At 54.9% G+C, this 19,874-nt stretch carries 19 protein-coding genes; 1 reads left to right on the top strand and 18 read right to left on the bottom strand.

All coding sequences use genetic code 11. The features are described 5' to 3' along the window. The first annotated feature begins 121 nt into the window (after positions 1–121). Positions 122–385, top strand: coding sequence for a hypothetical protein (locus tag FD37_RS01885; RefSeq protein ID WP_056963060.1), 264 nt, complete (start codon positions 122–124; stop codon positions 383–385). Positions 386–565: 180 nt separating this feature from the next. Here the strand turns inward: FD37_RS01885 and FD37_RS01880 are convergent, their stop codons facing one another. The 18 genes from FD37_RS01880 to nusA form a co-directional block, all read right to left on the bottom strand. Next, on the bottom strand, positions 566–850 hold the full coding sequence (locus FD37_RS01880; protein WP_045807896.1) for a hypothetical protein: 285 nt from the start codon (positions 848–850) through the stop codon (positions 566–568). A 365-nt stretch (positions 851–1,215) separates the two neighbouring features. Continuing rightward, positions 1,216–3,048 (bottom strand): translation elongation factor 4, encoded by a 1,833-nt coding sequence (lepA, locus tag FD37_RS01875; protein WP_045807897.1) that lies wholly within the window; start codon positions 3,046–3,048, stop codon positions 1,216–1,218. A gap of 117 nt (positions 3,049–3,165) precedes the next feature. Then, positions 3,166–4,455, bottom strand: a complete 1,290-nt coding sequence (gene dltD, locus FD37_RS01870; RefSeq protein ID WP_056963057.1) for a D-alanyl-lipoteichoic acid biosynthesis protein DltD — start codon at positions 4,453–4,455, stop codon at positions 3,166–3,168. Between the two features lie 3 nt (positions 4,456–4,458). Continuing rightward, a complete protein-coding gene (dltC, locus tag FD37_RS01865) occupies positions 4,459–4,692 on the bottom strand; it encodes a D-alanine--poly(phosphoribitol) ligase subunit DltC (protein WP_045807899.1) in 234 nt (77 codons plus the stop codon). Positions 4,693–4,731: 39 nt separating this feature from the next. Continuing rightward, positions 4,732–5,943 carry a D-alanyl-lipoteichoic acid biosynthesis protein DltB gene (gene dltB / locus FD37_RS01860; RefSeq protein ID WP_045807900.1) on the bottom strand — a complete coding sequence of 404 codons (1,212 nt, stop codon included), beginning with the start codon at positions 5,941–5,943 and terminating at the stop codon, positions 4,732–4,734. Further along, complete coding sequence (gene dltA, locus FD37_RS01855; RefSeq protein ID WP_082078067.1) at positions 5,943–7,469, bottom strand: D-alanine--poly(phosphoribitol) ligase subunit DltA; 1,527 nt, start codon at positions 7,467–7,469, stop codon at positions 5,943–5,945. Before dltA ends, dltB begins: the two co-directional genes overlap by 1 nt. A gap of 42 nt (positions 7,470–7,511) precedes the next feature. Then, the gene (locus tag FD37_RS01850) at positions 7,512–7,661 is read right to left on the bottom strand and encodes a teichoic acid D-Ala incorporation-associated protein DltX (RefSeq protein WP_045807902.1); all 150 of its coding nucleotides are present in this window, start codon (positions 7,659–7,661) and stop codon (positions 7,512–7,514) included. A 327-nt stretch (positions 7,662–7,988) separates the two neighbouring features. Further along, the gene (gene dnaJ / locus FD37_RS01845; RefSeq protein ID WP_056963055.1) at positions 7,989–9,137 is read right to left on the bottom strand and encodes a molecular chaperone DnaJ; all 1,149 of its coding nucleotides are present in this window, start codon (positions 9,135–9,137) and stop codon (positions 7,989–7,991) included. Positions 9,138–9,253: 116 nt separating this feature from the next. Continuing rightward, a complete protein-coding gene (gene dnaK, locus FD37_RS01840; protein ID WP_045807904.1) occupies positions 9,254–11,131 on the bottom strand; it encodes a molecular chaperone DnaK in 1,878 nt (625 codons plus the stop codon). Positions 11,132–11,169: 38 nt separating this feature from the next. Further along, complete coding sequence (grpE, locus tag FD37_RS01835) at positions 11,170–11,775, bottom strand: nucleotide exchange factor GrpE (RefSeq protein WP_045807905.1); 606 nt, start codon at positions 11,773–11,775, stop codon at positions 11,170–11,172. Positions 11,776–11,796: 21 nt separating this feature from the next. Beyond that, complete coding sequence (gene hrcA / locus FD37_RS01830) at positions 11,797–12,834, bottom strand: heat-inducible transcriptional repressor HrcA (protein ID WP_045807906.1); 1,038 nt, start codon at positions 12,832–12,834, stop codon at positions 11,797–11,799. A 364-nt stretch (positions 12,835–13,198) separates the two neighbouring features. Continuing rightward, positions 13,199–14,152 (bottom strand): riboflavin biosynthesis protein RibF, encoded by a 954-nt coding sequence (gene ribF, locus FD37_RS01825; protein ID WP_056963053.1) that lies wholly within the window; start codon positions 14,150–14,152, stop codon positions 13,199–13,201. Between the two features lie 18 nt (positions 14,153–14,170). Beyond that, positions 14,171–15,082 carry a tRNA pseudouridine(55) synthase TruB gene (gene truB, locus FD37_RS01820; RefSeq protein WP_056963051.1) on the bottom strand — a complete coding sequence of 304 codons (912 nt, stop codon included), beginning with the start codon at positions 15,080–15,082 and terminating at the stop codon, positions 14,171–14,173. Positions 15,083–15,161: 79 nt separating this feature from the next. Beyond that, complete coding sequence (gene rbfA / locus FD37_RS01815; RefSeq protein ID WP_045807909.1) at positions 15,162–15,515, bottom strand: 30S ribosome-binding factor RbfA; 354 nt, start codon at positions 15,513–15,515, stop codon at positions 15,162–15,164. 21 nt (positions 15,516–15,536) lie between these two features. Then, entirely contained in the window at positions 15,537–17,921 is a 2,385-nt protein-coding gene (gene infB, locus FD37_RS01810; RefSeq protein WP_056963049.1) for a translation initiation factor IF-2, read from the bottom strand. Positions 17,922–17,966: 45 nt separating this feature from the next. Next, positions 17,967–18,272: a L7Ae/L30e/S12e/Gadd45 family ribosomal protein gene (locus FD37_RS01805; RefSeq protein WP_045807911.1), complete on the bottom strand. Its 306-nt coding sequence runs from the start codon at positions 18,270–18,272 to the stop codon at positions 17,967–17,969. Continuing rightward, positions 18,265–18,561: an RNase P modulator RnpM gene (rnpM, locus tag FD37_RS01800; protein WP_045807912.1), complete on the bottom strand. Its 297-nt coding sequence runs from the start codon at positions 18,559–18,561 to the stop codon at positions 18,265–18,267. The genes FD37_RS01805 and rnpM overlap by 8 nt, the downstream gene beginning before the upstream one ends. 26 nt (positions 18,562–18,587) lie before the next feature. Continuing rightward, positions 18,588–19,859, bottom strand: a complete 1,272-nt coding sequence (gene nusA, locus FD37_RS01795; protein ID WP_056963046.1) for a transcription termination factor NusA — start codon at positions 19,857–19,859, stop codon at positions 18,588–18,590. Positions 19,860–19,874 lie beyond the last annotated feature (15 nt).

The following is a 19,874-nucleotide window of genomic DNA, read 5'->3' as shown; positions in this document are numbered from 1 at the left end:
TATAAAGCGCTAAATAACGGGGTAAATGGGCCACCTGACCGGGCACCCTTTACCGATCAAACTAACCGCCGTCCAAACCCTGACGACGCTAAAAGCTGCGCATTCTTTGGAGGAATTATTCATGAATCACACGCTACGCAAAGTTACGTTACTCGTGACTACCACGCTCACATTGACGGGCATGCTGGCCCCCGTGACCGCACCGGCGGTCAACGCGGAGGCCAAGGCCAGCAAGGTCATCATCGCCCCGCACCACGGCAAGAAGTACCACTATTCACGGGGCTGCCGTGGACTGAACCACGCGCGCCGCACCAAGAAGGTCACCCTGAAGTGGGCCAAGCAACACGGTTACAAGCTGTGTGGCTGGGAAAAGGGCTACCATTAATATCCATTAAAATAGAGCTTGGGTGAAGACCCAAGCTCTGTTTTATTTTCCGAACTTCTGGTGTCGAAACGTGCGCCAACAGGCAGCTGGTTCCACTTAACACCGTCAGTCAAAGGTCGGAATTATCAGCCTGACGCCGTTAATGCTCGCCAGCTAACCTTCTCTTGTCCCACTCTTTCATTACCGAATAATCAAGGCCGGCAGTCGCGCATCGTCGGACGACTGCGGCTTGGTCCAGTAGTCGATCAGACCGTAGGCTTTGAGACTAGTCAGTTGAGTTGCGAGTTCATCAGAACTGATGGCCAGCTTCTGGGCCATGTTGACCGTGCTTCCCGGTTCCCGCGTGAGGTGGACCAATTCTCGGAGCAAGGCGTACTCCCCGTCCGTTAACTGCTCGCCGTAGTGTTTGAACGCCTCAAAGAACGCGTGTAAGTTTCCGTCTTTCCCCAATACGAATCCTAGCATGTTCCTCATCCCCTTACTGTTCGTGTTACTGGTCTATGGGCTAAGTGTAACCCGTTAGAAACCGTTTACAGGGGTAGAACCCTCTCCCGGTCATTATTTCTTCAATTGATTATCCAAGCGCTCATTGACCCCTTCCTCGAAGCATGCACGGGTCCGATATCGGCCATCATCACCTTCCCTGGCCGACCAGGCCCACCTTGCGTGAAGGCCCCATTAACTACCAGGACGCTAACGGTGGACACTAACCAATGATTCTTATAACCAAAGATGTTCCTAACATGCTCGATACCAAAGTAAAAAGGCCCGGTCCTGAATGGCAACTTGCCACCCAGGACCGGGCCTTCGCATTCATATGATGGTTTGCGTTACTTGGTTTCGTCCTCGTCCGTCTTCAAAACGGCCATGAAGGCTTCCTGCGGGATATCGACCCGACCAACGGCCTTCATCCGTTTCTTCCCGGCCTTTTGCTTCTCCAGCAACTTCATCCGCCGAGTCCGGTCACCCCCGTAGAGGTGCGCCGTCACGTCCTTCCGGTAGGCCTTGATGGTCGTCCGGGCAATGATCTTTGCCCCGATGGCCGCCTGAATCGGAATTTCGAAGTTCTGCCGAGGGATGATACCCTTCAAGCGGGTCGCGATTTCCCGCCCCCGTTGCGCCGCGAACGTCCGGTGCGCGATGAAGCTCAGCGCATCGACCTTGTCCCCGTTCAACAACAGGTCGATCTTGACCAAGTCGGCCGCCTGGTACCCGTTACGCTCGTAGTCCAGGGAGGCGTAGCCCCGCGTACTCGACTTCAGCTTATCGAAGAAGTCGAAGATGATTTCGGACAGCGGCATGTTGTAGATGATGTTGACCCGGTAATCGTCCAGGTACTCCATCGTCAAAAATTGCCCCCGCCGGTGTTGGCACAGCTCCATGACCGCGCCTACGTAGTCGTTCGGCGCCATAATCGTCGCCTTCACGATGGGTTCTTCGATGCGTTTGATGGCCGACGCTTCCGGCATCTCGGCCGGATTTTCGACCTCCTTCATGGTCCCGTCAGTCAGGTACGCGTGGTACGTGACCGAGGGCGCCGTGGTGATCAGATCAAGGTTGAATTCCCGCTCGAGCCGCTCCTGGACCACGTCCATGTGCAGCATCCCCAAGAACCCACAGCGGAACCCAAAACCCAGGGCCTGGGACGACTCCGGTTCGAATTCCAAAGCCGCGTCGTTCAACTTCAGCTTTTCCAGGGCTTCCCGCAAGTCGTTCAACTTGGCGTTATCCGTGGGATACAGCCCGGCGTAAACCATGGGGCTCATTTCCCGGTAACCCGGTAAGGCCTTGGCCGCGGGATCCTCGGCGTTGGTCACGGTATCCCCGACTCGCGTCTCGGTGATGTCCTTGATGCTGGCCGTGATGTACCCCACGTCCCCGGCAATCAGGTTGTCCCGACTGATGGGCTTGGGGGAGTTGACGCCCACCTCGGTTACTTCGTACTCGCTGCCGCTGTTCATCAGGCGAATCTTATCGCCCGGTTGGACCGTGCCCTCGAAGATCCGCACGCTCAGGACCACGCCCCGGTAATCGTCGTAGACCGAGTCAAAGACCAACGCCTTCAGCGGAGCATCCAACGCCCCATCCGGTGCCGGCACCTTGGCCACAATCTGTTCCAGCAGGTCTTCGATGCCGATGCCCTGCTTGGCACTGGCCAAGACGGCGTCGGAGGCGTCTAATCCGATGACGTCTTCAATCTCCTGCTTCACCTTGTCCGGATCAGCGGATGGCAGGTCGATCTTATTGATGACCGGCACGATCTCCAGGTCGTCGTCCAGCGCCAGGTACACGTTGGCCAACGTCTGCGCCTCGACCCCCTGGGCCGCGTCCACGACCAGGATAGCCCCTTCACAGGCCGCCAGGCTCCGTGAGACCTCATAGGAGAAGTCCACGTGACCGGGGGTGTCGATCAGGTGAAATTCATAGTCGTGCCCGTCCTTGGCGTGATAGGTCAGCTCCACGGCGTTCAGCTTGATGGTGATGCCCCGTTCCCGTTCCAGATCCATATCGTCCAAGACTTGGTTCTGCATGTCGCGCTTGGAGATCGTATCCGTCATTTCGAGGATGCGGTCGGCCAAGGTCGACTTCCCGTGGTCAATATGGGCCACAATGGAAAAGTTACGAATATATTTTTGATGTGCTTTTAATTTTTCCAGATCCATGTTGATTTCCTACTTTCCTGAGTTCCATGTCCTGACAATTATACCATAGCTCCCGGGGTTCCTCAGAATAATCCCTGAACGCAAAAAGCGCTCGGCCAGTGGCCAAACGCCTTGTGTTTATTTCGTCTCCTGTTCGTACTGCGTCAACTGCGCTGGATCCAGCTGTTGCCACTTTTCCGAATAGAATTTATCGTTGATCTTGTAAGTTGGTTGCTTCTGTGGCTGGGATAAGAAGGGATCGACCTTCTGATCGACGGCCAACCAGCCGCGCCAACCCAGGTGAATCGTATCCGTCATGAAGTACGGCACGTTGCCCTTGTCACTCAGGTCACAGATATTGTGGAACCCTTGTGACTCTAATTGGTAACGAATCTTCCGATCAAACTGCCGGAGCATCGACTGGGACAAGCCCGTGTAGGCCGACCACTTGGCGTTGACCGGTGGAATGATAAACATGACGTTGGTGTTCAACCGGGCAAACTGGTCCAAGACCAGCTGGAAGTCCCCGAATTCCGGTGACTTCGTGTAGCTGAGGTTCTTCTGGAAGTCCTTCAGCTTACCGGTCTTGAGTTCTTGCTTTAAGCCCTGATTATAGAACGAATCACTGATTTGGAAACGGTTATTCCCCGTCTGTTCCTTACCAATACGGCCTGCAAGCTGATCCAACTGACGATAATCGTAATGAGTGGGTAACTTCTTCGCCTGTTGGTTCACCTTGTTCAAGTTCTGCGATGGCAGGTTGATGCCGGAGAAGAATTGATCCTCTTGCGTCAACATGTTCTGCTTGGTCTTCAGGTAGAAGCGTTCGTTGTCGGTCAGCTGCTTTCCCGCGGCCACCCGTTGCAGGGCGGCGTACAGGAAGTGATCCGACTTGGCAACGGGCATCTGTAAGAGCCGCTTTGCCGCGTACCGGTCAATTGCATCGTTACGGTAATGGGACAACCATTCCGTCGTTTGTAATTGAGAGTAGTAGAAGGCAAAGGCGTCCTTCCGGGTCCCGTCCTTCACGAACCATTGGGGTGAGATCACGAAGACCGCTTTTTTATTGCGCAATTCCCCCTGCATGTTCTGCATGACGAAGAAATTGGTCAATGATTGCGTCCCCCGCGCCCCCAATAGGAACGGACGGTAATCCCGGTGATACTTCTGGGCTAAGACCGACGGGTGCATCGGATCGATTCGCGACCACTCAGAGGACCCGAAGAACGGCACATAGTCGCTCTTCAACGCCGCCTGCTTGATTCGCTTCCCCTTTAACACGTTGGGCGAAAGTGAGACCGCCGCTTGGCGTTCCTCACTGGCACTGACGTGTTTAAACCCAAAGGTGACCGGTGAAACCAGCACCGCAACAACCAGAATAGCCGCGAGAATTAACGGACCAAAGATCCGTAGTAGTCGCTTCGCCATTGATTAAGCCAGGCTTTCGACTTTCGCGATGATCTTGTTGGGCGTGTCCCACTCTGACCGCTCAAATTCAGAAACTGGCACGTTGACGCCCAGTTGAGATTGTAATTGCAATAAGAGTTGAACCGACCCCATGGAGTCTAACAGACCACTGTCAAACAAGTTGTCGTCCATGGCCCCACTAACGTCGCTCCCCGTTAAGTCGTTTAAAATTGATAATACCGTTTCTTTTACATCCATGATAATTTCCCCCTAAATGAAATACTCCATTGTTTTTTATTATTTGGTAAACCAGAGTGTATTTAAGAATCCTGAGAAGATCAGGAAACTAAAGCAGACCAAGTTCGCCGTCAAGAAGATGGCAAACAGCTGCGTAAAGCGGTTGTGCGGTACGCTTTCCCGGTGCTTCTTCTTGTACCGCAACCAGGCATCGTTGACCACCAGGGCCACCCCATGGAACAACCCATAGGTGATGTAGTACCAAGTGACCCCGTGCCAGAACCCCATGACCAACATGTTAATGATGTAGGTCACGTTGGCGGTCGTCCGCGGGCTCTTGAACATGCGGTGCTTCATGAACCAGAAGACCAACCGCATGTAGATGAAGTCCCGGAACCAGAAGGACAACGTAATGTGCCACCGGTTCCAGAAGTCCTTGATGTTCGGCGAACGCCAGGGTTGCTTAAAGTTCATCGGCGTCTCGATACCCATCAGGTAGGACGTCCCAACAGCGAATAAACTGTACCCGGCAAAGTCAAAGAACAAATCCGCACTGTAAGCGTACATGTACCCCAGCACTGGCCAGGACAGGTCCATAAACCCACCCCGGGAATGCATAGCCATGATTTGCAACTTCGGCATCAAAATCGTCCCGAAGTAGTACGCCAACAGGAACTTGTACAGGAAGCCCACAAAGATGTAGCGGACCCCCTTTTGAATCATGCCCAGGTATTTCTCACGACTGGGAACCGTCCGGTAATCCTGTTCGAAACGCCGGTACCGGTCGATGGGCCCGGATGAGATCGTTGGGAAGAACAGCATGAACTGTAGGAACGTCATGATGTTGTAGTCCTTCAACGTCCCGTCCCGCGTTTCCATCATGGTCTGAACGGCCCGGAACGTCAGGTAACTGATCCCCAGGAACCCGATGAGTGATGCCTGCCCGTTCTCCACCGCCGGCGTGACCTTGACGATGGTCAGCGGCAGGATGGCCAGGATCACCATCAGGTAGAACACCGGACCAGAGTTCTTCTGCTTACGATAAACAGCGTACCCCCAGGTTAACGCCACTTCGTACAAGATGTAGATGATCAAGGCGATTCCTTGCGTCCACTTGGGACCCCCGAACGTCAGGATCAGGAAGAAAATCGAAATTAACGTCTCGTACAGTCGTGAACGTTTACCGTAAAGCAGCCCAATCATGAGCGGCAATAGGGCAACCCCTAATAAGGCGAAATAGGTGGGGTTCCCGTATGGTTCAAACGATAGCATTACTGGTTGACCTCGGCAATAATAGACTTGATGTCAATCTTGCCGTTGGGGGTCATCGGTAAGCTATCCTTGTACACAAAGCGTTGTGGAATCATGTATTCCATCATATCGCCACCCTGTAAGTTTTCCTTAATCGCCTTGGTTAAGTTCAACTCGGTCAGCTCAGTCTGCTCCGGAACGATCCAGGCAATCAACTGGTTGACCTTATGGTTGCGATCGTAACGTGGCACCGCCACCCCGGCTTTGATGTGGGCCTCTTGGGACAAGTAGTGGTTCACTTCTTCCAACTCGATCCGGTACCCGTGCAGCTTGATCTGGAAGTCGGTCCGCCCCCGGTACATGATCAAGCCGTTATCCAGTTGGACCCCTAAGTCACCGGAGCGGTAGACGCGCTGGCCGTGCCAGTCGATAAACGCCTTGGCCGTCTTTTCCGGATTGTGCAGGTAACCCTTCGACATCGACGGTCCGTAGATCAGCAACTCGCCTTCGGTCCCGGCCGCGACTTCGTTCAATTGGTCATCGACCACCTTGATTGTCGTGTCGTCCTTAACGTAGCCAATCGGCAGGCGCGGATAGTCCGCCAGAATCTGGTCGGTAATCTCGACCTGTGTGACCGCCACCGTGGTTTCCGTGGGGCCGTACGTGTTAAAGATCCGGGCCGCTGGGAAACGGTTGTGTAACGTGGCTGCCGTCGCGTGGGTCAATTCCTCCCCACAGAACAGGAACCGTTGCAGATTTGGATAATGGGCCGCGTCAAACGTTGGCTCCAGTAAGCAAATGTCCATAAAGGACGGCGTCGAGACCCAAACGTTCAGGTCCATCTGCGGCAACGTCTCAAACAAGGCCTTGAAGTTATCCGTGACCTGCTTCGGCAACGCCACTAACGTCCCACCGCTGGCCAAGGTCGGCCCCCAGTCCATCACGGACAGGTCAAACGAGTACGGGGCCTGTGACAATGACCGAGGGTGCTGTGGCAAGTCGAAATCGTCACTCAGCATCCAGTTCACGTAGCTCAACAGGTTCGCGTGTGAAATCTGAACCCCCTTGGGTTTCCCCGTGGTTCCCGACGTGAAGATGATGTAGTAGGTCTCATCCCCACTGACCGCGTGATCCGCCACGTAATCGGGCGCCGGTTGGCCAAAGATGGCTTCCAGGTCGTCCGGGGTGATCACCAGGGTATCGGGTAACGTGGTGGGTAAGGCTTCGACCGCCACCACCGCGGCCGGCTTCGCAATCTCGTCAATGGTCGTGATGCGTTCCAACGGCGAGTGCGTGTCGATGGGCACGTAGGCGTGGCCGCTCTTGGTAATTCCTAAGAACGTGGCCAACATCGTGAACGTCTGTCCACCGTAGACCAGGATGGGCGCCTCACGGGGCAGTTTCAAGGCATCCAGCCGAGCCGCCAACGCATCCGAGTAACGTTTTAATTCTCCGTACGTGTTCGTGTGACCCAAATCGTCGTACATTAAGCGGTCTGGGTCCGTTTGCGCGATTTGATCAATCGCGGTGACCATATTTTTTATCACTGTTTATCCCCCCAAAGAATTACCGTCCTCACGGTACTCCGACTAAAACTCATTGTAAATAAATGTCGTGCTGTTTAGGCCACTATAGCCATATAAATAAACTAACGCCATTAAAATTGCAAAGTAGAAGATGGTCCAGCCAATAAAGGCGACCACTGGCTGATGCCAAATTGCCAGCCACTTCGTCCACATGAGTTTCACCCCCAACTCTCTTGTCGACTGATGAAGTCTTTCATCCCCGAAGTCGATCATCGTTCAAAATACAGCTTGGACAGTCCCTGATGCCCTTAAAACTGTAGGCAACAACCGATGTCTTTCCGGTTATTGTTTATAGTTTGAGATTATCATTGCCAAAACCGGATTGCAAACAACACCCCTCAACCTTAAGGGTTTCTTTTCATTTTCTGCGTCAATTTAGTTAATTGAGTGGCCCAAAAAAGGCTACTGAACATTTTCAGTAGCCTTGATGGGTTCGTGGCGAGATGGTCTCCCGTCCGCCACGCAAATTCAGTTGATCCGTTAGTTGTCGTTAAACTTGTCGCGCATCTTGTCAAACAGGTTGCCCTTGCCCGAGCCCGCGACGTTTTCGCCGCTGGCCTTCGCAAAGTCCCGTAAGGCGTCGCGCTGACCCTTGTTCAGGTTCTTCGGCGTAACGACCTTGACCGTGACGTGTTCGTCACCGTTGCCGTTGCCCCGCAGCCGTGGCGCACCCTTGCCCCGTAAGCGGAAGGTCGTGCCACCCTGGGTACCAGCGGGCACCTTAAGCTTGACGTCGCCGTGCACGGTCTTAACCGTGATCTCATCACCCATGGCCGCTTGCACGAACGAGATGTTTTGATCAAAGTAGATTTCCGTGCCGTCACGACGGAAGTCCTTGCTAGGCTGCACTTGGAAAATAATGAAGAGGTCGCCATAGCCACCGCCATTTTGACCGGCTTCACCCTGACCCTGTAAGCGCATCTGTTGGCCATCGTCGACCCCGGCTGGGATCGTCACTTCGACCTCATGCCGTTGTTCTTCGTGACCAGAGCCCCCACAGGTCGGGCACTTTTCCTTGATTTCCTGACCCGTTCCGTGGCAGACCGGGCAAGGTTGTTGACTCTGCATCCGACCAAGCGGCGTGTTGGTGACCGTCGTCACGTAACCCGTTCCCCCACACCGTTGGCAGGTCACCGGCGAGGTCCCGGGCTTAGCCCCGTTCCCCCCACAGGTATGACACTGTGCCTCACGCGTGTAGGTGATCTTGGTCTTCTTCCCAAAGATGGCTTCCTCAAACTTGAGGGTCATCTGGTACTGGAGGTCCCGACCAGGCCGTGGTGCGTTCGGATTTCGTTGGCCACCCCCACCAAAGAACTGGTTGAAGATGTCGTCAAAACCGCCGCTACCGCCGCCGAAACCGCCGAAGCCACCGGCTTGTTGACCGCCAAAGCCACCGAAGCCGCCTTGCGCGCCATCGGCTGACCCGTATTGGTCATAGTTCTGCCGTTTCTCCTTGTCGCCCAAAACGTCGTAAGCGTCTTGAACTTCCTTAAACTTCTCCGCGGCGTCGGGCGCCTTATTGAGGTCCGGATGATACTTCTTGGATAACTTCCGGTAGGCCTTTTTTATCTCGTCTTGACTGGCGTCCTTGGACACGCCCAGGACACCGTATAAGTCCTCTTGCGCCATCGTTTTCCTCCCAATCTAAAAGCTATTAGTAAGAATAGCATATCTCGAAACAAAAAGCCAAAGCCCCGCGGACTCTGGCTTTTTGCCCTAACTTATCGTCAAGTTTTACGGTCGGCTTACTTGTTATCGTCGTCGTGAACTTCGTGGAAGTCCCCGTCAACGGTATTGTCGTCGCCCTTACCGCCGTTGTTATCCGAGTTGGTCTGACCTTGAGCACCCGCATCAGCCGCGCCGTTAGCGCCACCTTGGGCGTTTTGGGCCTGTTGATACAACTTCACGGAGAGGTCTTGGATGATCTTGGTCAGGTCATCCTTCTTGCTCTTCATGTCGTCCAGGTTGTTGGCTTCTTGAGCCTTCTTCAAGGCATCCCGAGCGTCTTCCGCCTTCTTGATCTCGTCGTCGGAAACCTTGCCCTTAACTTCCTTCAGGGTCTTATCGGTCTGGAAGAGTAATTGGTCAACTTCGTTCTTGGTGTCGACTTCTTCCTTCCGTTGCTTGTCAGAAGCTTCGTTTTCCTTGGCTTCCTTCATCATCTTTTCGATTTCGTCGTCGGACAGGCCGTCGGAACTCTTGATGGTGATCTTTTGTTCCTTGTTCGTGCCCATGTCCTTAGCGGAGACGTTCACGATCCCGTTCTTATCGATATCGAAGGTCACTTGAATTTGAGGAACCCCACGAGGAGCGGCTGGAATGTCCGTCAGTTGGAAGTTCCCCAACGTCTTGTTGTCCGCAGCCATTGGCCGTTCACCTTGTAAGACGTGGATGTCCACGGCTGGTTGGTTATCCGCAGCCGTCGAGAAGACTTGGGACTTGCTGGTTGGAATCGTCGTGTTCCGGTCGATCAACTTGGTGAAGACGCCACCCATGGTTTCGATCCCCAAGGACAATGGCGTAACATCCAACAGCACAACGTCCTTCACATCACCGGTGATGACCCCACCTTGAACCGCGGCACCTAAGGCAACGGCTTCGTCAGGGTTGATGGAGTGACTTGGTTCCTTACCCGTCCACTTTTGAACGGCTTCTTGCACGGCTGGAATCCGGGTGGACCCACCGTTTAAGATGACGACGTCTACGTCGCTGGCCTGCAGGTCGGCATCCTTCAACGCATTTTCAACGGGGATCCGGGTCTTGTCGACCAGGTCAGCCGTTAATTCGTTGAACTTCGCCCGCGTCAAGGTCTTTTCCAAGTGCAGTGGGCCGTTGTCGCCGGCAGAGATAAATGGCAAGCTGATGGACGCTTCGGTGACCCCAGAGAGGTCCTTCTTCGCCTTTTCAGCGGCATCCTTTAACCGTTGTAAGGCCATCTTGTCCTTGGACAAGTCGACGCCATTTTCGTCCTTGAAGCCGGCGATCAACCAGTCCATGATCTTTTGGTCAAAGTCGTCCCCACCTAAGTGAGTGTCACCGTTGGTCGATAAGACATCGAAGACGCCATCCCCTAAGTCCAGGATGGACACATCGAAGGTCCCACCACCCAAGTCGTAGACCATGATCTTTTCGTCTTTATCTTGCTTGTCCAGGCCGTAAGCCAAGGCAGCGGCCGTTGGTTCGTTGATGATCCGTTCAACGTTCAGACCGGCGATCTTACCGGCATCCTTGGTTGCTTGCCGTTGGGCATCGTTGAAGTAAGCTGGCACGGTGATGACGGCCTTGTCGACCGTGTCGCCAATGTAGTCTTCAGCGAAGGACTTTAAGTGTTGTAAGATCATCGCTGAGATTTGTTCTGGCGTGTAGTCCTTGCCATCAACGCTGACCTTGTAGCCCGCTTCACCCATGTGACTCTTGATGGATGAGATCGTGTTCGGGTTGGTGATGGCTTGCCGCTTGGCAACTTCACCAACTTGTGTTTCGCCATCTTTAAAAGCGACAACGGATGGCGTCGTCCGAGCGCCTTCCTTGTTCGCGATAATCTTTGGGGTACTACCTTCTAGAACGGCAACGGCTGAGTTCGTCGTCCCTAAGTCAATCCCGATAATTTTGTTGCTTGCCATCAAAAATTCCCTCTTTTTCGTTTATTTTTTGATTTGGATTACTGTGCAACAACCACCATGGCTGGGCGTAACACCCGGTCCTTCAGTTGGTAACCCTTCTGAAGCACTTGTGCCACGGTTTCCGCCGGTTGGTCATCCGAGGCGGGCACGGTCTGAACCGCTTGGTGCTTGGTCGGGTCAAAGGTCTCGCCCAACGCACCAATCTCCGTCACGTGGTTCCGCTTCAAGGCGTCTTCCAAGTGATTGTAGGTCATCTCAACCCCCTTCTTGATACCCTTGGCGGCCTCGTCGTCGGCTTCGACGGCCAGGGCCCGTTCCAGGTTATCGATCACGGGTAAGATGTCCTTAGCAAGCTGCTGACCGTCGTACTTGATCAGCGTCGCCTGCTCCTTTTCAAACCGGGTTTGCATATTTTGAATTTCGGCTTCGGCCCGCAGATACTTGTCTTCCATCTCAGCGGACTTTTGCGTCAGTGCCGCAAGCTTGGCCGCCGTTGGATCCGGCTGCTGGGCTTGCTGCTTGTGGTCTGTCGGTTGTTTAGCTGCGTCATCGGCTGCTGGCTTTGCTTGGGCGGTTGCCTTTACTTGGTCGTCAGCCGTGGCCTGCTTTTGGTCTTCGGCAGATGTTGGTTGCTTATCAGCCACGATTGAACCCCTTCCTTTCTGTTACTCGTCATAGTAGCGATAATAATCGAGCAGTTTCTTGGCGAGTTCCTCTCGAAACGCGCCTAACAACCCGATCATCCGAGAATATGGCATTCGCGTCGGCCCCAGGATAGCAATCATCCCGCGACCGTGTTGATCAACGTCGTACGTTGCGGTAATCAAGCTATAATTCCGCAGAGCGTCATTGGTCATTTCGTTACCAATTTGAACGGAGATGTTATCCCGTGGTTGCCCCAAGACGTCGGCAATGTCGTCGGTCTTATCGATCAACGAATACAACGACTTGAGGGAGTCCACGTCATGATCTTCCGAAAAGTTCAGCAGGTTGAGTCGCCCACCAACGTAGAAGCGTTCCTGAGCTGCCTTGGTCAAGACGTTGCCGAAGATATCCAGGAACCCTTCCGGACTCTGGAGATAACTGGCAATCTTGACCGGAATGTCCGTCTGCAGCTTCTTGAGAACCTCCGGTAGCGTTAACCCGACCAATTGATCGTTGATCAGGCGAACGACGGCTTCGAGTTGTTCGCCCGTTACCGCCTCGGTCACGTCAAACGTTTGGTTCTCCACGTCGCCACTATCCGTTACCAGAATCGCCATCACCTGACGACGACCCAGCGGAACCAACCGGAAGCCGCTCAAGCGACTGTCCTTCAGTTCCGGCTTCAACGTAAACGCCGTGTAGCTGGTCAGGTTGGAAAGAATCGTAGCCGACTGGGAAATGATCTCGTCGATTTTGTGGAAGTCGCCGCCCAACGAGGACTGAATCATGTTCAGGTCGTTCGGCCGCAACGGATCCGGCTTGACCAAATGATCAACGTAATACCGGTAACCTTCCACCGACGGGACCCGTCCGGACGACGAATGCGTCTTTCGAATCAAGCCCTGCTCCTCCAGCGCCGCCATCTCATTCCGAATGGTCGCTGAGCTCACGTGGATGGGTAACTGCTTAGCTAGTGCCTTGGATCCCACTGGAACACCACTGTTAGTGAAATCACGGACAACGGCTCGCAGAATCATCATCTGTCTTTCTGACAGCATCACAATCACCCCTTTTTTAGCACTCAAACTTACTAAGTGCTAAGACACATATATAATGTAGCAAAACCCGGTTTTTAAGTCAAGAAATCTGGCAAGAAATTTAGCAATCCGGCAGGGTAAGTGCTAAAAAAGTTTTTGTCAAGGGATATTCCGGTCATTTGGCCCCGTAAAGATGACCTGATTGGGGCCTGCCAATGACGGTCAACTGGACTGCCATGATTCGCTCACATTAAAGGGGCCGTGACCAACGTCACGACCCCCCATGAGTCTCTTTGAATAGGTAGTACCAAAACGGGCATCACGGGGCTGACGAGGGCTACACCCCCCCGTCAGCCACCCGTCCGTTAACGCACTGACTTGATCATTATTCCCGTTGGGCCAGCTGCGTGAAGTACGTTCGCGTGGCGGCCTCGTCCTTTTTTAGCTGGGCGACCAGTTCATCGGCATCGGCGAACTTGACCTCGCCGCGTAACCGGTGGTGCCATTCTACCTCGACCGGTTCGCCGTACAGGTTCCCGTGATAGTCCAACAGGTTCATCTCGACCGTGATGGGCCGGTCGTCCCCAAAGGTCACGTTACGCCCCACGGAGACCATCCCCGGGTACCAGATGGCCCCGACCTTGAGCCGGGCCGTATAGATGCCAATTCCCGGCACCCATTCATTTTCGGGAGCTAAAACGTTGGCCGTCGGGTACCCGATTGTCCGTCCCCGGGCCTCGCCGTGCACCACCAGGCCACTGCTGCGGTAGGTATACCCCAGCAGGTCGTTGACGGTGTCGATCTGCCCGGCCTTCATCGCCTGCCGAATCCGGGTCGAACTGATCTTCGCCGTGGTCGCCGTCTCCTCGGGCACCGTCACGACCTTGAAGCGGCTGCGGGCATATTCGGGCAGCCGCGCCATCGTCGCGATGTCCTTGGGCCCGTATGTGTGATCGAAGCCCGCCACCGCGGTCGTCGTATGAAAGGCGACCAGGTAATGGTCCACGAACTCCTGGGGCGTCTGGGCCGCAAAGTCGCCCGTATAGGTCACCAGAAAGACCCGGTCGACCCCCAACCGCTCCAACTGCTGGAGCTTGCGCTGGGGCGTACTCAGGTACTTGCGGTCATCGGCCGTCAAGGGCCGGTAGACCAGCGCCGGATGATGGTCGTACGTCAGGACGGCTAACTTAACGCCCTGCGCCCGGGCCAACGCCTTAGCGCGTTTGATCACCGCCTGATGGCCCCGGTGCACGCCGTCGAAGAATCCCATGGCCAATACGACCGGGTCCTTCGGGATCTGCCGGGTATCGAGCGGATGATGTATTCGAATAACTTCCATCTGTCACGTCTCCTTACGTTAGTTGACCGTAAACATTTTCAGCGGTTTATACGCGTGTTTCTGCTCCGACCACTGGTAGAGACACTTCGTCTCGTCATTGAAGCGCAGGGCCAAAACGGGTTCGGTGTGATCGGCGACCTCGTCGGGGGTCAACCAGACTCCATTTTTGACCAATTTCCAGACCCGTTCCGTCAACGCCACCTGTGGGTAGTCCCGCAAGGCGTAGTCGATGGGCCGCAAGACCTGGTCTAAGGTCCCTTGGTCCTTGGCCACGGCGACCTGGTCCAACGTCACCGTCTGGTCCAGGGTGAACCCCCCGCTCTTCAACCGCGTCAAGGACGCCATCACGGCCGGAACCCCCAGGTGGCGTCCCAGGTCGACGGCGAGGGTCCGCACATAGGTCCCCTTCGAACAGCTGATCTCGAAGTCCACGGTCTGGGTCCCCGCGGTCGCGTCAAAGGTCCCCGCTCCCTGCAGGGCAAAGTCGTGGACCGTCACGGTACGGGTCGGCCGTTCGACGGTCTCGCCCGCCCGTGCGTATTCGTAGAGTTTGCGCCCGTGGACCTTGACTGCCGAGTACATCGGCGGCGTTTGCTGGATGGTCCCCGTCAGGGTCGCGGCAGCGGCTTGTAAATCGGCCGCGCTAAAGGGTGCCGTCAGCGCTTGCCGGTCGACCACCTCGCCGTCCAGGTCCTCGGTCGTCGTGGCAAAGCCCAGGGTCACCGTTCCCCGGTAGACCTTACCGGAAGCCATCAGGTAGGGCACGACCTTGGTCGCCGGTCCGATACAGATGGGCAGGACCCCGTCCACGCTGGGATCCAGGGTCCCACTATGCCCGACCTTTTTGGTCTGCAGGATGTGTCGCAACTTCGCGATACAGTCGAAGCTGGTCACGCCCCGGGGCTTATACAGCGGAATAATTCCGTTCATCGTTGGTTTCCTCCCATTTCAAAAAAAGGACGCCCGACCCCCAAAACGCGGGCCAGCGTCCCTTCAACTCCGTGCACCCTTACTTTTCTTGGTGATGGAGATCATTCAATAGTTCATCGATCCGGCTACCGTATTGAACGGATTTATCCTGTTCGAAAGTCAGTTCCGGCGTCTTGTAGATGCTCAACCGCGAACCCAGCTCGGAACGAATCAGACCCGTGGCCTTCTTCAGTCCTTGCGCCGTCTTCTCGGCAGAGGACGCCTTGTCCGACAGAATACTGTAGTAAATCGTGGCTTCTTGCAAGTCACCAGTTACTTCCACACCCGTAACGGTAACGCCTTCGACGCGTGGATCACGGACCCGCTTTAACAGGATGTCCGTAACTTCCCGCTGGATCTCTTGTTCCAAGCGACCAACTCGATATTGTGCCATTTTACGTTGTGCCTCCGTCCTTTATTTAACAGGAACTTCCTTCATGACGTACGCTTCAACCACGTCATCAACCTTGATGTCGTTGTAGTTTTCAATCGTAAATCCAAGTTCGTAACCCTGCTTAACTTCCTTCACGTCGTCCTTGAACCGCTTCAAGCTTCCCAGCTTGCCTTGATAGATCACGACGCCGTCACGAATCAACCGGACGTCACTGTCGGACGTAATCTTGCCATCGGTGACCATCCCACCGGCAATCGTGCCGACCTTCGAAGCGTGATAGATCTGCCGAACTTCGACTTGACCAATCACTTGTTCTTCGTAGGTTGGTTCCAGCATCCCCTTCATCGCCGCTTCGATTTCATCGATGGCGTTGTAGATGACGTTGTGCAACCGGATGTCGACCTTGTCACTGTCGGCTTGCGACCGGGCTTGTGGCGTTGGCCGCACGTTGAACCCAATGATGATGGCGTTCGAGGCTTCGGCCAAGGTCACATCACTTTCGTTGATGGCCCCAACGGCCGAGTGAATAATGTTGACCCGGACACCGGAAACTTCGATCTTCTTCAAGCTGCCGACCAGGGCCTCAACGGACCCTTGAACGTCCGCCTTGATGATGACGTCGACTTCCTTCATTTCGCCTTCCTTAAGGGAGTCGAACAGGTTGTCGAGCGTCACGTGACTGGTATTCTGGCGTTCCTTGACCAAGGCTTCCTTGGCCCGTTCTTCACCAGCGGCCCGGGCCGTCTTTTCGTCGTCAAAGACCACGAACCGGTCCCCGGCTTCGGGAACATCGTTCAACCCGGTAATCTCAACGGGCGTTGCTGGTACGGCGCTCTTAATGGCGCGACCCCGTTCGTTGGTCATCGTCCGGACCCGACCGAAGGTATTGCCGACCACTATTGGATCGCCGACGTGTAAGGTCCCTTGTTGGACCAGTAAGGTCGCAACGGAGCCCTTCCCCTGATCCAACCGGGCTTCAATCACGGAACCGGCCCCGTTTTGATCCGGGTTGGCCTTTAATTCCATGACTTCGGACTGCAGTAAGATCATGTCGAGCAACTCATCGATGTTCTTGCCAAACTTCGCGGAAATGTTCACGAAGATGGTGTCGCCACCCCAGTCTTCCGGAATCAGTTCGTATTCCGTCAACTGTTCCATCACGTGGTTCGGGTTCGCACCCGGCTTATCGATCTTGTTGACCGCCACGATGATCGGCGTACCAGCCGCCTTCGCATGGTGAATGGCTTCAATCGTTTGCGGCATCACACCATCGTCCGCCGCCACGACCAGGATCGTGATGTCGGTGATTTCCGCCCCACGGGCCCGCATCTCGGTGAAGGCTGCGTGTCCTGGCGTATCCAGGAAGGTGATCAGCTTGTCATTGTAGTGGACTTGATAAGCCCCAATGGCTTGGGTGATCCCACCAGCTTCACCCGCCGTAATGTGGGAGTGCCGTAAGTGGTCCAACAGGGTCGTCTTCCCGTGGTCAACGTGGCCCATGATGGTCACAACGGGAGCCCGCGTTACCAGGTGCTTGGTGTTGGCCATCTCGGCATCGAAGGCCTTGTCGATATCGGAAACGTCGACTTGGACCTTTTCCTTCGCGGCAATGCCGTAATCGGAGGCTAAGATCTCAATCGTGTCCTTATCCAGGGACTGGTTTTGGTTGACCATGACCCCGAGCATAAAGAGCTTCTTGACGATTTCCGCCGATGAGCGGTGAAGTAACTTCGCCAAGTCTTGGGCGTTCATGCCGTCCGTGTAGACCAACGTTTCTGGTAACGCCTTGTTCTTCCGTTCTGGCGCGCCCTTATGTTGGTTCGTGTCTTTGATTCGTTGGTTCTTCTTGTAGCGGTTATTATTGTTGTTACGACGTCGGTTATTGCGGTTGTTCCGGTTATTCCGTCCACCGCGGCCATTGCTGCTGCCGCCCCGACGGCCGTTATTATTGTTTGTATTATTATTCAAGCTTCCACCAAATCTGCCGGTGCCGGAGTTGTGCGTCCCGTGTTGCGCTCCGGTCTGGCCATTATTTTTATTGTGTTGCGCGTTACTGGTTGTTCGGTTGCTCTGTTGACCCTGGTTCTGTTGGGCCGGCCGAGCCGCCTGTTTTTGTTGTGGCTTAGCTGAGGCGTGCGCCGCGCGGTCCGTAGACCGTTGGACGGGCTTCCCCGTCGATTGACCACCACGGGCCGTGGTCGTCGACCGGTGTGCATGACCGGTCGCTTGCGTTGACTGATGAGCGGCCTTGGGCTTAAAAGCGGCCCGTAGCTGACGTTCTTCGTTCTCGCCGAGCGTTGACATATGATTTTTTACCGGAAAGCCCTTTTCCTCGGCCTTCGCGATAAGTTGTTTACTGGAGACGTTAATTTCTTTAGCAAGTTCGTAAATTCGCTTTTTCCCCATATCTTCACTCTCCTTAAAATCACATCGATCGCGAGAACGTCAGGGCTAATCAGCAAGCAATTGTTGTAACTTCCGGACGAATCCCGGATCGGTGATGGCTATAACCGTGCGTGCGGACCCAATGGCCGTACTCAACTGGTCTTTAGTAAATGCTTCGTTCAATGGAACCCCGTAACTGGCGGCCTTGTCCCGGAACTGCTTCTGGCTGCTAGCGCCCGTGTCACTGGCTAGCAAGACCAACTTGGCTGATCCGTCCCGGATGGCGCCCAGTACGAAGGATTCGCCGGTCACAAGTTTCCCTGCGCGCCGGACCAATCCTAATAACTGTAAGGCTCGTTGTGAATTAGTCATGGTCGAATAATTCCCGTCGAGCCTGTTGGTGATCCACATACGCAATCAGGTCATCGTAGAACTGATCATCGATCTTCACGCTGAACACGTGGTCAAAGGTCCGTTCTTGCTTGGCCCGCTTGGCAATGGCCACGTCCAAGGCAATGTAGGCGCCCCGTCCCGACATCTTCCCCGTGGGGTCAATGCTGACCTCTTGGTCTTGATTCCGAACGACCCGCACCAACTGCTTCTTCGGGGCCATCTCTCCCGTTACGATATCTTTACGCATCGGGATCTTACGCTGTTTCATGCCGTGAAACCTCCTTTAACGGTCGCCTAGTCGGCTGACTGATCATCCGTATCAGCCGCCGCTGACGTTGGGTCAGCAGATGCCACGTCATCCGTTGACGTGGGTGCGTCGGTCGTGTCGTCCACATCCCCATCATCCGTCGATGTCGGGGTCACGTCCGGGGCCGGCTCGCTGACCGATGCCTCGTCGTCAGCCGGGGCTGGCGCTGAGGTGTCAGCTTCCGCCGTGGCGTCCGCAGCAGCTTGATCTGCTTCCATTATAGCAGATGCTTCAGATTCTGATTTAATATCAATCTTGTAGCCCGTCAACTTAGCGGCCAAGCGGGCGTTTTGCCCCCGCTTCCCAATCGCTAACGACAACTGGTAATCGGGCACGACCACTTCACAGGCGCGTTCGTTGTTTGGGTCAAAGATGACGTCCAACACTTCGGCGGGGTTCAACGCGTTGGCGATAAACTTCGCTTCATCGTCGGTCCATTCCACGATGTCCATGTTTTCACCACCGAGTTCGTTCACGATGGTCTGGACCCGTTGTCCCCGGGGACCCACACTGGTTCCCACGGGATCGATGTCGGGGTTGTTCGAGCGAACCGCGACCTTGGCCCGGTCACCCGCTTCACGCGCGATTGCCATGATCTCGACGGTCCCGTCGTAGATTTCCGGCACTTCTTGTTCAAACAACCGCTTTAACAGGTCGGCGGCCGTCCGACTCACGAAAACCTGAGGACCCTTGGTGGCGTTCTCGACCCGGGTCACGTAGACCTTGATGCGGTCGTGAATCCGGTAGGTCTCGTTGGGCATCTGGTCTTGACGACCCATGACGGCCTCGACCTTGCCCAGGTTCACGTAAACGAACCGGGAATCCTGCCGTTCAACTTCACCGGTCACGATTTCGTTTTCGTACTGGCTGTATTGATCGTAGATGTTGGTCCGTTCGGCTTCCCGAACCCGTTGCATGATGACCTGCTTGGCCGTTTGCGCGGCGATCCGGCCAAAGTTCTTCGGGGTGACCTCAAACTTGATGTCATCGCCCAGTTCGTAGCCCTTGTTGATGGCTAAAGCGTCGTCTAAGCCCACTTCCAGCCGTGAGTCGTAGACTTGGTCAACGACCTTCTTGACGGCGAAGACGTGGATGTCACCCTTGCGTTGGTCGAAAGTGACCTCCACGTTTTGGGCTTGATCGTAGTTTCGCTTGTAAGCCGAAACCAACGCGGCTTCCAAGGCCTCGATGATCACTTCTTTTTTGATTCCCTTCTCGGTCTCTAAGACGTCGAGGGCACCTAGTAATTCTTTACTCATGTTGTCTTTCGCTCC

It is taken from the genome of Levilactobacillus spicheri DSM 15429 (genome assembly GCF_001435095.1).
GTDB classification, from domain to species: domain Bacteria; phylum Bacillota; class Bacilli; order Lactobacillales; family Lactobacillaceae; genus Levilactobacillus; species Levilactobacillus spicheri.
The sequence above is the reverse complement of the archived record's forward strand: the minus strand, read 5'-3'. Positions and strand labels throughout refer to the sequence as shown.

Coding starts and splice junctions, on each gene's coding strand:
- FD37_RS01885 (WP_056963060.1), top strand. CDS start 122: ATGAATCACACGCTACGCAAAGTTACGTTACTCGTGACTACCACGCTC.
- FD37_RS01880 (WP_045807896.1), bottom strand. CDS start 850: ATGCTAGGATTCGTATTGGGGAAAGACGGAAACTTACACGCGTTCTTT.
- lepA (WP_045807897.1), bottom strand. CDS start 3,048: ATGGATCTGGAAAAATTAAAAGCACATCAAAAATATATTCGTAACTTT.
- dltD (WP_056963057.1), bottom strand. CDS start 4,455: ATGGCGAAGCGACTACTACGGATCTTTGGTCCGTTAATTCTCGCGGCT.
- dltC (WP_045807899.1), bottom strand. CDS start 4,692: ATGGATGTAAAAGAAACGGTATTATCAATTTTAAACGACTTAACGGGG.
- dltB (WP_045807900.1), bottom strand. CDS start 5,943: ATGCTATCGTTTGAACCATACGGGAACCCCACCTATTTCGCCTTATTA.
- FD37_RS01850 (WP_045807902.1), bottom strand. CDS start 7,661: ATGTGGACGAAGTGGCTGGCAATTTGGCATCAGCCAGTGGTCGCCTTT.
- dnaJ (WP_056963055.1), bottom strand. CDS start 9,137: ATGGCGCAAGAGGACTTATACGGTGTCCTGGGCGTGTCCAAGGACGCC.
- dnaK (WP_045807904.1), bottom strand. CDS start 11,131: ATGGCAAGCAACAAAATTATCGGGATTGACTTAGGGACGACGAACTCA.
- hrcA (WP_045807906.1), bottom strand. CDS start 12,834: ATGCTGTCAGAAAGACAGATGATGATTCTGCGAGCCGTTGTCCGTGAT.
- ribF (WP_056963053.1), bottom strand. CDS start 14,152: ATGGAAGTTATTCGAATACATCATCCGCTCGATACCCGGCAGATCCCG.
- truB (WP_056963051.1), bottom strand. CDS start 15,082: ATGAACGGAATTATTCCGCTGTATAAGCCCCGGGGCGTGACCAGCTTC.
- rbfA (WP_045807909.1), bottom strand. CDS start 15,515: ATGGCACAATATCGAGTTGGTCGCTTGGAACAAGAGATCCAGCGGGAA.
- infB (WP_056963049.1), bottom strand. CDS start 17,921: ATGGGGAAAAAGCGAATTTACGAACTTGCTAAAGAAATTAACGTCTCC.
- FD37_RS01805 (WP_045807911.1), bottom strand. CDS start 18,272: ATGACTAATTCACAACGAGCCTTACAGTTATTAGGATTGGTCCGGCGC.
- rnpM (WP_045807912.1), bottom strand. CDS start 18,561: ATGAAACAGCGTAAGATCCCGATGCGTAAAGATATCGTAACGGGAGAG.
- nusA (WP_056963046.1), bottom strand. CDS start 19,859: ATGAGTAAAGAATTACTAGGTGCCCTCGACGTCTTAGAGACCGAGAAG.